This window comes from Streptomyces cynarae (assembly GCF_025642135.1).
Classification (GTDB): Bacteria; Actinomycetota; Actinomycetes; order Streptomycetales; family Streptomycetaceae; genus Streptomyces; species Streptomyces cynarae.
The window spans coordinates 5937201-5949816 of record NZ_CP106793.1; the positions used below are offsets into that span (position 1 = coordinate 5937201).

Below are 12616 nucleotides of genomic sequence, written 5' to 3' on the forward strand. Positions count from 1 at the left end.
TCGAGCAGGGGGCACCCCCATGCGTGGCATAGGCAACGGGGACGAGACGGGGGACCCGGCACAGCCGGGTCCGCCCCGCGACACCTTCCGCATCCTCCACGTCAGCACCGGCAACGTGTGCCGCTCGCCGATCACCGAGCGGCTGACCCGGCACGCCCTGGCGGACCGGCTCGGCGACCCGCTGTGGGGCGGGGTCATCGTCGAGAGCGCGGGCACCTGGGGCCATGAGGGCGCGCCCATGGAGGCGAACGCGGAGGCGGTCCTCGCTGACTTCGGGGCGGATGCCTCCGGGTTCGTGGGGCGGGAACTGCTGGACGAGCACGTGATCAGGGCCGACCTGGTGCTGACCGCCACGCGGGACCACCGGGCGCAGGTGATCTCCATGGGGCACTCGGCGGGGCTGCGCACGTTCACGCTGAAGGAGTTCACACGGCTGGTGCGCGCGATAGACCCGGCCACCCTGCCGCCCCTGGAGGACGGTGTGGTCGCGCGTGCGCGTGCGCTGGTGCGCGCTGCGGCGGCTCTACGCGGGTGGCTGCTGGCGCCCACGGCGGAGGCGGACGAGGTGTACGACCCGTACGGGGCGCCTCTGCCGTTCTTCCGGTCGATCGGGGACGAGATCCATCAGGCGCTGGAGCCGGTGGTGACGGCGCTGACGGGGGTGCCTGCGCGGACGTAGGGTGCCGTGGCTTCCGGGCGCCCGGAGGTGTGCAGTGCCCGGGGGCGCGGTTGCCCGCGGCGACGTCGCGCGGCCCGGCGCTACGGGGCGCCTGACCGAGCTCTTCGAGCAGGGGGTACCCCCAGCCCCCACCCGTGCCGCCCCTGCGGGTCCCTCAGGCCGTCAAGGCCCTGGGGGAGGCACGACTGCCCGCGGCTATGGCGCCTGCGGCGGCGCGGCTGTCCGCACCCGGCGGGCTGCGGCGGCGCGACTGCCCGCAGCGGCTGCCGCATCAGCTGAAGCCGCCCGCAAGGGGTGCGCGGAACTGCGCGGTCGACCCCGGCGAAGCCGCAGTCGTCGTGGCCGCGGAACGCCCCGAGGTCCCAGGCGCCTCCAATACCGGGCGTCCCAGCCGCCCCCGGCCTACATTGGTGCTACGTCCCCGTCGTCGCCCGGGAGCTCACCATGGCGGTCATCCCCACCCTCGAGGCCGATGTCCTGCGGCGGCAGGACCCCGAGATGGCCGAGCTCCTGCTCGGGGAGCTGGCACGGCAGTCGACGACCCTGCAGCTGATCGCCGCCGAGAACTTCAGCTCGTCGGCGGTGCTCGCCGCCCTCGGATCCCCGCTCGCCAACAAGTACGCCGAGGGATACCCCGGCGCCCGGCACCACGGCGGGTGCGAGATCGTCGACGTCGCCGAGCGCCTCGCCGTGGAGCGGGCCAAGGCACTCTTCGGTGCCGAGCACGCGAATGTGCAGTGCCACTCGGGATCGTCGGCGATGCTCGCCGCGTACGCCGCCCTGCTCCGCCCCGGCGACACGGTGCTCGCCCTCGGGCTGCCGCACGGCGGCCATCTCACGCACGGCTCGCCCGCCAACTTCTCCGGCCGCTGGTTCGACTTCGTCGGCTACGGCGTCGAGGCGGAGTCCGGGCTCATGGACCATGTGCAGGTGCGCGCCCTGGCTCGTACGCACCGCCCGAAGGCCATCGTGTGCGGGTCGATCGCCTATCCGCGCCACATCGACTACGCCTTCTTCCGGGAGGTCGCCGACGAGGTGGGGGCGTATCTCATCGCCGACGCCGCGCACCCGATCGGGCTCGTGGCCGGGGGAGCGGCACCCAGTCCGGTGCCGTACGCCGACATCGTCTGCGCCACCACCCACAAGGTCCTGCGCGGCCCGCGCGGCGGCATGATCCTGTGCGGAAGCGAACTGGCCGAGCGCGTGGACCGGGCCGTCTTCCCGTTCACCCAGGGTGGCGCGCAGATGCACACCATCGCGGCCAAGGCCGTCGCGTTCGGGGAGGCGGCGACGGACGCCTTCGCCGCGTACGTCCACCGGGTGGTCGCCAATGCCCGGGCGCTCGCGACGGGACTGGCCGCCGAGGGGCTGCACATCACCACCGACGGCACCGACACGCATCTGATCATCGCCGATCCGGCGCCGCTGGGCGTCGACGGCCGCAGCGCGCGCGGGCTGCTCGCCGCCGCCGGGATGGTCCTGGACTGCTGTGCGCTGCCGCACGGCGACGCCCGTGGCCTGCGCCTGGGCACCGCGGCGCTGACGACACAGGGCATGGGCGAGGGCGAAATGGCGTATGTGGCGGCCCTGTTCGCGTCCGTGCTGCGCCAGGAGACGGAGGCCAGGACGGCACGCGAGAAAGTGCGGGATCTCACCGAGGGATTTCCGCCGTATCCCGGGCGATGAGGGGTAGGCGCGCGTTATACACAGCCACACGTGCAACCATCTTCGCTACCCGTGAGTCCTCAACCATATGCACGCGAAGCTAGGGTGTGGGGCTGAGGACGCCCAGCGAGACCTGTGGGGAAGCCCGTGCGTGAATACCTGCTGACGCTCTGCATCACGGCCGCGGTGACGTATCTGCTGACAGGGCCGGTACGCAAATTCGCGATCGTGGCAGGAGCGATGCCGGAGATCCGGGCCCGGGACGTGCACCGGGAACCGACGCCCCGGCTCGGCGGGATCGCCATGTTCTTCGGCCTGTGCGCGGGCCTGCTGGTCGCCGACCACCTCAAGAACCTCAACGAGGTCTTCGCCAAGTCCAACGAGCCTCGGGCGCTGCTCTCCGGAGCGGCCCTCATCTGGCTGATCGGTGTGCTGGACGACAAGTTCGAGATCGACGCCCTGATCAAGCTGGGCGGCCAGATGATCGCCGCGGGTGTGATGGTCATGCAGGGTCTGACCATCCTGTGGCTGCCGGTCCCGGGCGTCGGCACGGTCTCGCTCACCCCCTGGCAGGGCACCCTGCTCACCGTGGCGCTGGTCGTCATCACGATCAACGCGGTCAACTTCGTCGACGGCCTCGACGGTCTCGCCGCCGGCATGGTGTGCATCGCGGCGGCGGCGTTCTTCATGTACGCGTACCGGATCTGGTACGGCTACGGACTCGAGGCCGCCGCCCCCGCCACCCTGTTCGCGGCCGTCCTGATGGGCATGTGCCTGGGCTTCCTGCCGCACAACATGCACCCTGCGCGGATCTTCATGGGCGACTCGGGATCGATGCTGATCGGGCTCGTGCTCGCCGCCGGCGCCATCTCGGTCACCGGGCAGGTCGACCCGGACGCGATGAACCTCTTCTCCGGTTCCGAGCGCGCGACGGTCCACCAGACCGTCCCCGTCTACATCCCGCTGCTGCTCCCGCTGACGATCATCGCCGTCCCGGCCGCGGACCTGGTCCTCGCGATCGTGCGCCGTACCTGGCGCGGCCAGTCCCCGTTCGCCGCCGACCGCGGTCATCTGCACCACCGGCTGCTGGAGATCGGGCACTCGCACAGCCGCGCCGTGCTGATCATGTACTTCTGGTCGGCGCTCATCGCCTTCGGCACCCTCGGCTACTCCGTGAACTCCGCGTCCATGTGGATCGTGCTCGGCATCGTGATGCTCAGCGCGGTCGGTCTGGTGCTGCTCCTGCTGCCGCGGTTCACGCCGCGCGCCCCGCAGTGGGCCGAGTCCTTCGTGCCTCCGCGCTACCGCCGTCGGCGCGACACCGCCGCGAAGCCGCTGCCGGCCGCCGCATACACCGAGGGCGGCGGGCAGGCCCGGCAGGAGGAGCGCCGCACCCCTGTTGTCGCAGGCGTCTCGGGGGCCAACGGAGCCACGGCCATCGGCACCCGTGCGCGGATGGACCGGCGCCGGGCGGAGTCGTCCCGCTGACGTGCAAGGTAAGAATCTGGCGAGCGCGTTGCCATTTCGTGAGGGCACAAAGCGTCGCAATACCAGACAAGGTGCCGCCCTGTCCGCGCAGACGGGCAGATTCACTCTCATGTGTGACAGTTGGCACACCACCTAGGTAAAGACCGCATCAAATAGTTTGTGATACGGTTCACGAGAACCCCGGGATAGAGCCGGAGGGTCCGGATGCGACGGCCCCTCGGCGTGCGGACTTCGCTCGGCCCGGGACTACGCTCGTCCATGACGACACCCTGCCCCCTGTGAAAGCGGAGTTGCCGCCATGCCGTCCAATGACGCCCGGAACCTTCTGCAGATCGCTGTGCCCGTAGCAGCGATCGGCGTCGTCGCTGTCGCTGTCAGCGGGGTCGTCGCGGGCGGCAAGGGGGCTATCGGGGCGGCCGTCGGCGCGGTGCTCGCCATCCTCTTCATGGGGATCGGCCTGTATGTGCTGCAGTGGACGGCGAGGACGCTCCCGCAGCTCTTCCAGGCGATGGGCCTCATGCTCTACGTCGCCCAGCTCCTCCTGCTCATGATCTTCCTGGCTCTCTTCAAGGGCACCTCGCTCTTCAACGGCAGGGCGTTCGCGTTCTCACTCATCGCCGCGACGGTCGGGTGGATGATCGCGCAGGCCCGGGCGCACATGAAGGCCAAAATCTTCTACGTCGAACCCGACTCCCAGAAGGGCGAGAGCCCCCAGAAGACGGGGCACCCGTCGTGAGGGGTAGGGCCGGGATAAAGACGTGTGAGATCTCCTGCTATCGTCCGGTGCCAACTGCGGCATCGCGGGCGCGGGCACCTGAGCTGACGCCTGCTCATACGCGAGGCTCGATGCCCCTCAGCCGCCCCCACATCCGTAACACCAGTCCGGTGCCGATCCGCGGCTGCGCGCCGCGCCGACACAACGAGGTTGCCGTATCCATGCGCCACGCCGAAGGAGCCCGCGGTGAGTGCTGACCAGACCACGCTCGCCTTTGACTGGAGTTGCCGCGTCTTCGCCGAGAACGGCTGCGGCTTTCCCTCGCCGGGTCTGAACTCCTTCATCTTCAAGCCGATGTTCACGGTCGGCGGCATCGACTTCGACAAGCCGATGCTGCTGGCTCTGGTGACCACCGTCGTCGTCGTCGGCTTCTTCTGGGCCGCCTTCAGCAAGGCCAAGGTGGTGCCGGGCAAGCTCCAGATGGTCGGCGAGGCCGGTTACGACTTCGTGCGCCGCGGCATCGTCTACGAGACGCTCGGCAAGACCGAGGGCGAGAAGTACGTCCCGCTCATGGTCTCCATCTTCTTCTTCGTCTGGATCATGAACCTGTGGTCGATCATCCCGGTCGCCCAGTTCCCGGTGACGTCGATCATCGCCTACCCGGCCGCGCTCGCCGCGATCGTGTACCTGACGTGGATGATCCTGACCTTCCGCAAGCACGGCTTCGTCGGGGGCATGAAGAACCTCACCGGCTACGACAAGTCGCTGGGCGCGGTGCTGCCCCTCGTCGTGACCATCGAGTTCTTCTCGAACGTCCTGGTCCGGCCGTTCACCCACGCGGTGCGACTGTTCGCCAACATGTTCGCCGGTCACCTGCTGCTCGTGATGTTCACCGTCGCCAGCTGGTACCTGATGAACAGCTGGCTGGCCGCGGCCGGCGCCGTCTCGTTCGTCATGGCCATGGTCATGATCATGTTCGAGCTCTTCGTCCAGGCCGTCCAGGCGTACGTCTTCGTCCTTCTGGCCTGCTCCTACGTTCAGGGCGCTCTCGCCGAGCACCACTGAGCCCCCCGTCCGAACGCTCCTCACCAGACGTCCGGTGGCCAACCCCCACCGGTCCTTGAAAGAGAAGGAAGAATCAGCATGGCTGCCACTGAGACCCTTGCCGCCGTCACCGGCTCCATCGCCTCCGTCGGCTACGGCCTCGCCGCCATCGGTCCCGGCATCGGCATCGGCATCATCTTCGGCAACGGCACCCAGGCCCTCGCCCGTCAGCCCGAGGCCGCCGGTCTGATCCGCGCCAACCAGATCCTGGGCTTCGCCTTCTGCGAGGCGCTCGCCCTGATCGGTATCGTCATGCCGTTCGTTTACACCTACAAGTAAACCGCGGTCGGCGACCCACCCCCTCAAGGGAAAGGCACTGATGACATGCAGCTGACACAGCAGCTGATGCTGGCCGCGGAGGAGCAGCAGAACCCGCTCATCCCGCCCGGCCCCGAACTGGTCATCGGCCTCGTCACCTTCGCCATCGTCTTCTTCTTCCTCAGCAAGAAGCTGCTTCCGAACATCAACAAGGTTCTGGAGGAGCGTCGCGCGGCGATCGAAGGCGGCATCGAAGAGGCCGACGCCATGAAGGTCGAGGCCCAGAGCGTGCTCGAGCAGTACAAGGCTCAGCTCGCCGAAGCCCGGCACGAGGCCGCGCGGCTGCGCCAGGAGGCGCAGGAGCAGGGCGCCGCCCTCATCGCCGAGATGCGCGCGGAAGGCCAGCGGCAGCGTGAGGAGATCATCGCCGCCGGTCACGCGCAGATCGAGGCCGACCGCAAGGCCGCCTCGCAGACCCTGCGGCAGGACGTCGGCAGGCTCGCCACCGAGCTGGCCGGCAAGCTCGTCGGCGAGTCCCTCGAGGACCACGCCCGGCAGAGCCGCGTGATCGACCGCTTCCTCGACGAGCTCGAGGAGAAGGCCGAGGCCGCGCGATGAACGGAGCGAGCCGCGAGGCCCTGGCAGCCGCACGCGAGCGTCTCGACGCGCTGACGGACGCGACGTCCGTGGACGCGGCGCAGCTCGCCGACGAGCTGGCCGCCGTCACCGCGCTGCTCGACCGCGAGGTGTCGCTGCGCCGGGTCCTCACCGACCCGGCGCGGGCCGGCGAGGCCAAGGCAGGGCTGGCCCAGAGCCTGCTCGGCGGCCAGGTCGGCGGGCCGGTCGTGGACCTGCTGTCCGGCATGGTGCGCTCGCGTTGGTCGCAGTCGCGCGACCTGGTCGACGCGCTGGAGGAGCTGGCGAACCTCGCCGACCTCACCGCCGCCGAGAAGGCGGGCACGCTGGACGACGTCGAGGACGAGCTGTTCCGGTTCGCCCGGATCGTCGCCTCGAACACGGAGCTGCGCTCCGCGCTCACGGACCGTGCCGCCGGCACCCCGGCCAAGATCGAGCTGCTGCACCGGCTGCTCGGCGGTCGCGCCGACGTCGCGACCGAGCGTCTGGTCACGCGCCTTGTGACCGCGCCGCGGGGACGTAGCCTGGAATCGGGAATCGAGTCCCTGTCCAAGCTGGCCGCCGCCCGCCGTGACCGCCTGGTCGCCGTCGTCACCTCGGCGGTCCCGCTGAGCGACTCCCAGAAGCGACGCCTCGGTGCCGCACTGGCGGGGCTCTACGGCCGCCAGATGCACCTCAACCTGGACGTCGACCCCGAGGTCGTCGGCGGGATCCGGGTGCAGGTCGGTGACGAGGTCATCAACGGTTCGATCGCGGACCGACTCGAGGACGCCGGCCGCCGCATGGCGAGCTAGCACAACTCCACAAGCAGTACTACGGCCCGGGTTGGGCCGTGCAGAGGATGCAGAGTTTCTGGGGGGCGCCCCCAGAACCCCCACAGAAACTTCGGGCCCAACAAGGAGAGCAGGGAACCCAGATGGCGGAGCTCACGATCCGGCCGGAGGAGATCCGGGACGCGCTGGAGAACTTTGTCCAGGCGTACAAGCCGGACGCGGCCTCGCGCGAGGAGGTCGGCACGGTCACCTTTGCCGGCGACGGCATTGCGAAGGTCGAGGGCCTGCCCTCGACCATGGCCAACGAGCTGCTGAAGTTCGAGGACGGCACCCTCGGCCTCGCCCTCAACCTCGAGGAGCGCGAGATCGGTGCCATCGTCCTCGGTGAGTTCAGCGGCATCGAGGAGGGGCAGCCGGTGCAGCGCACCGGTGAGGTGCTCTCCGTGGCCGTCGGCGAGGGCTACCTCGGCCGCGTCGTCGACCCGCTCGGCAACCCGATCGACGGCCTCGGCGAGATCGAGACCGAGGGTCGCCGCGCCCTCGAGCTGCAGGCCCCCACGGTCATGCAGCGCAAGTCGGTGCACGAGCCGATGGAGACGGGCTACAAGGCCGTCGACGCGATGACCCCGATCGGCCGTGGTCAGCGTCAGCTGATCATCGGTGACCGCCAGACCGGCAAGACCGCCCTGGCGATCGACACGATCATCAACCAGCGCGACAACTGGCGCACCGGCGACCCGAAGAAGCAGGTCCGCTGCATCTACGTCGCCATCGGCCAGAAGGGCTCCACCATCGCCGGCGTCCGCCGCGCGCTGGAGGAGAACGGCGCGCTGGAGTACACCACGATCGTCGCCGCCCCGGCGTCCGACCCGGCCGGCTTCAAGTACCTGGCGCCGTACACCGGTTCCGCCATCGGCCAGCACTGGATGTACCAGGGCAAGCACGTCCTGATCATCTTCGACGACCTGTCGAAGCAGGCCGACGCCTACCGCGCCGTGTCCCTGCTGCTGCGCCGTCCGCCGGGCCGTGAGGCCTACCCGGGCGACGTCTTCTACCTGCACTCCCGCCTGCTGGAGCGCTGCGCCAAGCTCTCCGACGACATGGGCGCCGGCTCGATGACCGGTCTGCCGATCGTCGAGACCAAGGCCAACGACGTCTCGGCGTTCATCCCGACCAACGTCATCTCCATCACCGACGGCCAGTGCTTCCTGGAGTCCGACCTGTTCAACGCCGGCCAGCGCCCGGCCCTGAACGTCGGTATCTCGGTCTCCCGCGTCGGTGGCTCCGCCCAGCACAAGGCGATGCGCCAGGTCTCCGGCCGTCTGCGCGTGGACCTCGCCCAGTTCCGTGAGCTGGAGGCGTTCGCCGCCTTCGGTTCCGACCTGGACGCCGCGTCGAAGTCCCAGCTGGAGCGCGGTTCGCGCATGGTCGAGCTGCTGAAGCAGAACCAGTACGAGCCGATGGCCACCGAGGACCAGGTCGTCTCCATCTGGGCCGGCACCAACGGCCGTATGGACGACGTTCCGGTCGCCGACATCCGCCGCTTCGAGAAGGAGCTCCTCGACTACCTGCACCGCAAGGAGCAGGGTCTGATGACCTCCATCAAGGAGGGCGCCAAGATGTCGGACGACACCATCCAGGCGATCGACGACGCCGTCGCGGAGTTCAAGAAGCAGTTCGAGACCTCGGACGGCAAGCTGCTCGGCGAGGACACCCCGGCCGCAGCCGCCAAGTGACGTAAGGAAGGGACCTGACTCATGGGAGCCCAGCTCCGGGTCTACAAGCGTCGCATCCGATCCGTCAGCGCGACCAAGAAGATCACGAAGGCGATGGAGATGATCGCCGCCTCGCGCGTCGTCAAGGCGCAGCGCAAGGTGGCGGCCTCCACGCCGTACGCGACCGAGCTGACGCGCGCGGTATCCGCGGTCGCCACGGGGTCGAACACCAAGCACCCGCTGACGACGGAGTCGGAGAACCCGACCCGTGCCGCGGTCCTGCTCCTCACGAGCGACCGCGGCCTGGCCGGCGCCTTCAACTCCAACGCCATCAAGACGGCGGAGCAGCTGACCGAGCGGCTCGAGCGGGAGGGCAAGCAGGTCGACACGTACATCGTCGGTCGGCGAGGTGTGGCCCACTACAACTTCCGTGAGCGCAAGATCGCGGAGTCGTTCACAGGCTTCACCGACGACCCCTCGTACGCGGACGCCAAGAAGGTCGCGGCCCCCCTGATCGAGGCCATCGAGAAGGACACGGCGGACGGCGGCGTGGACGAGCTGCACATCGTCTACACGGAGTTCGTGTCGATGATGACGCAGTCGGCGCTCGACGCCCGTCTGCTGCCGCTCAGCCTCGACGACGTGGCCAAGGAGGCCGCGGCGAAGGGCGACGAGATCCTGCCGCTGTACGACTTCGAGCCATCGGCGGAGGACGTCCTCGACGCCCTGCTGCCGCGCTACGTGGAGAGCCGTATCTACAACGCGCTGCTCCAGTCGGCCGCTTCGAAGCACGCCGCCACGCGGCGCGCGATGAAGTCGGCCACCGACAACGCCGGAGAGCTCATCGAGACGCTGTCCCGGCTTGCCAACGCGGCCCGCCAGGCCGAAATCACCCAGGAAATCAGCGAGATCGTCGGTGGCGCGAGTGCCCTGGCCGACGCGACCGCGGGGAGTGACTACTAATGACCACCACTGTTGAGACGGCCACGGCGACGGGCCGCGTCGCGCGGGTCATCGGCCCGGTCGTCGACGTGGAGTTCCCCGTCGACGCGATCCCGGACATCTACAACGCCCTCCACGTCGAGGTCTCCGACCCGGCGAACCCGGGCGAGAAGAAGACGCTGACCCTGGAGGTCGCCCAGCACCTGGGTGACGGCATGGTCCGCGCGATCTCGATGCAGCCCACCGACGGTCTGGTCCGCCAGGCCCCGGTGACCGACACCGGCGCCTCGATCTCCGTGCCGGTCGGCGACTTCACCAAGGGCAAGGTGTTCAACACCATCGGTGAGGTCCTGAACGTCGACGAGAAGTACGACGGCGAGCGCTGGACCATCCACCGCAAGGCCCCGAACTTCGACCAGCTCGAGTCGAAGACCGAGATGTTCGAGACCGGCATCAAGGTCATCGACCTGCTGACCCCGTACGTCAAGGGCGGCAAGATCGGTCTGTTCGGCGGCGCCGGCGTCGGCAAGACGGTGCTCATCCAGGAGATGATCTACCGCGTCGCCAACAACCACGACGGTGTCTCCGTGTTCGCCGGTGTCGGTGAGCGCACCCGTGAGGGCAACGACCTCATCCAGGAGATGTCCGAGTCCGGCGTCATCGACAAGACCGCGCTGGTCTTCGGTCAGATGGACGAGCCGCCGGGCACCCGTCTGCGCGTGGCCCTCGCGGGTCTGACGATGGCGGAGTACTTCCGCGACGTCCAGAAGCAGGACGTGCTGTTCTTCATCGACAACATCTTCCGCTTCACCCAGGCCGGTTCCGAGGTCTCCACGCTCCTCGGCCGTATGCCGTCCGCGGTGGGTTACCAGCCGAACCTGGCCGACGAGATGGGCATCCTGCAGGAGCGCATCACCTCGACCCGCGGTCACTCGATCACCTCCATGCAGGCGATCTACGTCCCCGCCGACGACCTGACCGACCCGGCCCCGGCCACCACGTTCGCCCACCTCGACGCGACGACGGTTCTGTCCCGTCCGATCTCCGAGAAGGGCATCTACCCGGCCGTGGACCCGCTGGACTCCACGTCCCGCATCCTGGACCCGCGCTACATCGCGCAGGACCACTACAACGCGGCCATGCGCGTCAAGACGGTCCTGCAGAAGTACAAGGACCTCCAGGACATCATCGCGATCCTCGGTATCGACGAGCTCGGCGAGGAGGACAAGCTCGTCGTCCACCGGGCCCGCCGTGTGGAGCGCTTCCTGTCCCAGAACACCCACGTCGCCAAGCAGTTCACCGGCGTCGACGGGTCGGACGTGCCGCTGGACGAGTCGATCGCGGCGTTCAACGCGATCATCGACGGCGACTTCGACCACTTCCCGGAGCAGGCGTTCTTCATGTGCGGTGGTCTCGAGGACCTGAAGAAGAACGCCAAGGAGCTGGGCGTCTCCTGACGGTCGCCTGTGGCGGGCTCGAACCGGGCCCGCCACAGGTACCGCCTCTTGGTGTGAGGGGTGGAGAAGCGTTTCGCGGGCTTGCCCGCGGGGTGCGGTCCGCCCCTCTCCTTACGCCTACTAGAATTCAGACCAACACCCGGCGACCGCCGGGTGGTGACCCGAGGAGCCACCCTTGGCTGCTGAGCTGCATGTCGAGCTGGTCGCCGCCGACCGCCAGGTCTGGTCCGGCGAGGCCACCCTGGTCGTCGCGCGCACCACGTCCGGCGACATCGGCGTCATGCCCGGTCACCAGCCGCTGCTCGGTGTGCTGGAGTCGGGCCCGGTGACCATCCGTACGAGTGATGGTGGAACGGTCGTCGCCGCGGTGCACGGCGGTTTCATCTCGTTCGCGGACAACAAGCTGTCGCTGCTGGCCGAGGTCGCCGAGCTGTCGGACGAGATCGACGTCCAGCGCGTCGAGCGAGAGCTCGAGCGCGCGAAGGCGGAGGACGACGCCGTCGCCGAGCGGCGCGCGGATGTCCGCCTGCGGGCGGCACAGGCAGCGCGCTGACCGGGGGTGCCTCCCAGGCCGTCTAGGCTCTGGGGGAGCGCTTTCTATGACGTGACTCAGCCGCGGTCGGCCCGGAGTGATCCGGTGCCGGCCGCGGCTGAGGCAAATCCGGGTGTTTTTTCCGTTCCGTTACCTAGGAGACGAGGAGGTCGGTGTCGATGGTCCTCGCTCTGAGCGTGTGCGGAGTGGTCGTGGCACTCGTACTGGTGGGGCTGTTCGTCTTCGGCCTCAGGCGCCGCCTCATCCAGCGCTCCGGCGGCACCTTCGACTGCAGCCTGAGGTGGAACGTCCCCGAGGAGCCCGACACCAGCGGCAAGGGCTGGGGGTACGGCATCGCCCGCTACAACGGCGACCGCATCGAATGGTTCCGCGTCTTCTCCTACGCCCCGCGCCCGCGCCGGGTCCTGGAGCGCTCGGCGATCGAGGTGGCCGGCCGGCGCGCTCCCGAGGGCGAGGAGGAGCTGGCGCTGCTGTCCGACGCGGTGGTCCTCGCCTGCCACCACCGGGGCACCCGTCTGGAACTGGCGATGAGCGAGGACGCGCTGACCGGGTTCCTGGCGTGGCTGGAAGCCGCACCTCCCGGACAGCGGGTGAATGTGGCGTAGCAGCATTCACCCTCCCCCGAAAGAAG

The 12616-nt window shown here is 69.0% G+C and carries 13 protein-coding genes; all 13 read left to right on the forward strand.

Annotated elements, in window-relative coordinates:
- Positions 1-19 precede the first annotated feature (19 nt).
- Positions 20-679, forward strand: a complete 660-nt coding sequence (locus N8I84_RS27115; RefSeq protein ID WP_263232103.1) for an arsenate reductase/protein-tyrosine-phosphatase family protein — start codon at positions 20-22, stop codon at positions 677-679.
- Positions 680-1123: 444 nt separating this feature from the next.
- Entirely contained in the window at positions 1124-2365 is a 1242-nt protein-coding gene (locus N8I84_RS27120) for a serine hydroxymethyltransferase (protein WP_263232104.1), read from the forward strand.
- Between the two features lie 126 nt (positions 2366-2491).
- Positions 2492-3832 carry an MraY family glycosyltransferase gene (locus tag N8I84_RS27125; RefSeq protein WP_263232105.1) on the forward strand — a complete coding sequence of 447 codons (1341 nt, stop codon included), beginning with the start codon at positions 2492-2494 and terminating at the stop codon, positions 3830-3832.
- Positions 3833-4130: 298 nt separating this feature from the next.
- Positions 4131-4568, forward strand: coding sequence for a hypothetical protein (locus N8I84_RS27130; RefSeq protein WP_263232106.1), 438 nt, complete (start codon positions 4131-4133; stop codon positions 4566-4568).
- Between the two features lie 225 nt (positions 4569-4793).
- Positions 4794-5612: a F0F1 ATP synthase subunit A gene (atpB, locus tag N8I84_RS27135; RefSeq protein ID WP_200419335.1), complete on the forward strand. Its 819-nt coding sequence runs from the start codon at positions 4794-4796 to the stop codon at positions 5610-5612.
- A 78-nt stretch (positions 5613-5690) separates the two neighbouring features.
- A complete protein-coding gene (atpE, locus tag N8I84_RS27140) occupies positions 5691-5930 on the forward strand; it encodes an ATP synthase F0 subunit C (protein WP_018571456.1) in 240 nt (79 codons plus the stop codon).
- A gap of 45 nt (positions 5931-5975) precedes the next feature.
- Positions 5976-6527: a F0F1 ATP synthase subunit B gene (locus N8I84_RS27145; RefSeq protein WP_263232107.1), complete on the forward strand. Its 552-nt coding sequence runs from the start codon at positions 5976-5978 to the stop codon at positions 6525-6527.
- Positions 6524-7339 (forward strand): F0F1 ATP synthase subunit delta, encoded by an 816-nt coding sequence (locus N8I84_RS27150; RefSeq protein ID WP_263232108.1) that lies wholly within the window; start codon positions 6524-6526, stop codon positions 7337-7339. Before N8I84_RS27145 ends, N8I84_RS27150 begins: the two co-directional genes overlap by 4 nt.
- 122 nt (positions 7340-7461) lie before the next feature.
- Positions 7462-9054 carry a F0F1 ATP synthase subunit alpha gene (gene atpA / locus N8I84_RS27155; protein ID WP_263232109.1) on the forward strand — a complete coding sequence of 531 codons (1593 nt, stop codon included), beginning with the start codon at positions 7462-7464 and terminating at the stop codon, positions 9052-9054.
- Positions 9055-9075: 21 nt separating this feature from the next.
- A complete protein-coding gene (locus N8I84_RS27160; RefSeq protein WP_200419339.1) occupies positions 9076-9996 on the forward strand; it encodes a F0F1 ATP synthase subunit gamma in 921 nt (306 codons plus the stop codon).
- Positions 9996-11432, forward strand: a complete 1437-nt coding sequence (gene atpD / locus N8I84_RS27165) for a F0F1 ATP synthase subunit beta (RefSeq protein ID WP_263232110.1) — start codon at positions 9996-9998, stop codon at positions 11430-11432. Before N8I84_RS27160 ends, atpD begins: the two co-directional genes overlap by 1 nt.
- Positions 11433-11607: 175 nt before the next feature.
- A complete protein-coding gene (locus tag N8I84_RS27170; RefSeq protein ID WP_103838606.1) occupies positions 11608-11985 on the forward strand; it encodes a F0F1 ATP synthase subunit epsilon in 378 nt (125 codons plus the stop codon).
- Between the two features lie 158 nt (positions 11986-12143).
- The gene (locus tag N8I84_RS27175) at positions 12144-12590 is read left to right on the forward strand and encodes a DUF2550 domain-containing protein (RefSeq protein WP_200419341.1); all 447 of its coding nucleotides are present in this window, start codon (positions 12144-12146) and stop codon (positions 12588-12590) included.
- The last annotated feature ends 26 nt before the right edge of the window (positions 12591-12616 follow it).

What these genes read in the sequence shown, in the direction of transcription:
- N8I84_RS27150 (WP_263232108.1), top strand. Translation starts at nt 6,524, where the DNA reads ATGAACGGAGCGAGCCGCGAGGCCCTGGCAGCCGCACGCGAGCGTCTC.
- N8I84_RS27160 (WP_200419339.1), top strand. Translation starts at nt 9,076, where the DNA reads ATGGGAGCCCAGCTCCGGGTCTACAAGCGTCGCATCCGATCCGTCAGC.
- N8I84_RS27175 (WP_200419341.1), top strand. Translation starts at nt 12,144, where the DNA reads ATGGTCCTCGCTCTGAGCGTGTGCGGAGTGGTCGTGGCACTCGTACTG.
- N8I84_RS27145 (WP_263232107.1), top strand. Translation starts at nt 5,976, where the DNA reads ATGCAGCTGACACAGCAGCTGATGCTGGCCGCGGAGGAGCAGCAGAAC.
- N8I84_RS27120 (WP_263232104.1), top strand. Translation starts at nt 1,124, where the DNA reads ATGGCGGTCATCCCCACCCTCGAGGCCGATGTCCTGCGGCGGCAGGAC.
- atpD (WP_263232110.1), top strand. Translation starts at nt 9,996, where the DNA reads ATGACCACCACTGTTGAGACGGCCACGGCGACGGGCCGCGTCGCGCGG.
- atpA (WP_263232109.1), top strand. Translation starts at nt 7,462, where the DNA reads ATGGCGGAGCTCACGATCCGGCCGGAGGAGATCCGGGACGCGCTGGAG.
- N8I84_RS27130 (WP_263232106.1), top strand. Translation starts at nt 4,131, where the DNA reads ATGCCGTCCAATGACGCCCGGAACCTTCTGCAGATCGCTGTGCCCGTA.
- atpE (WP_018571456.1), top strand. Translation starts at nt 5,691, where the DNA reads ATGGCTGCCACTGAGACCCTTGCCGCCGTCACCGGCTCCATCGCCTCC.
- N8I84_RS27115 (WP_263232103.1), top strand. Translation starts at nt 20, where the DNA reads ATGCGTGGCATAGGCAACGGGGACGAGACGGGGGACCCGGCACAGCCG.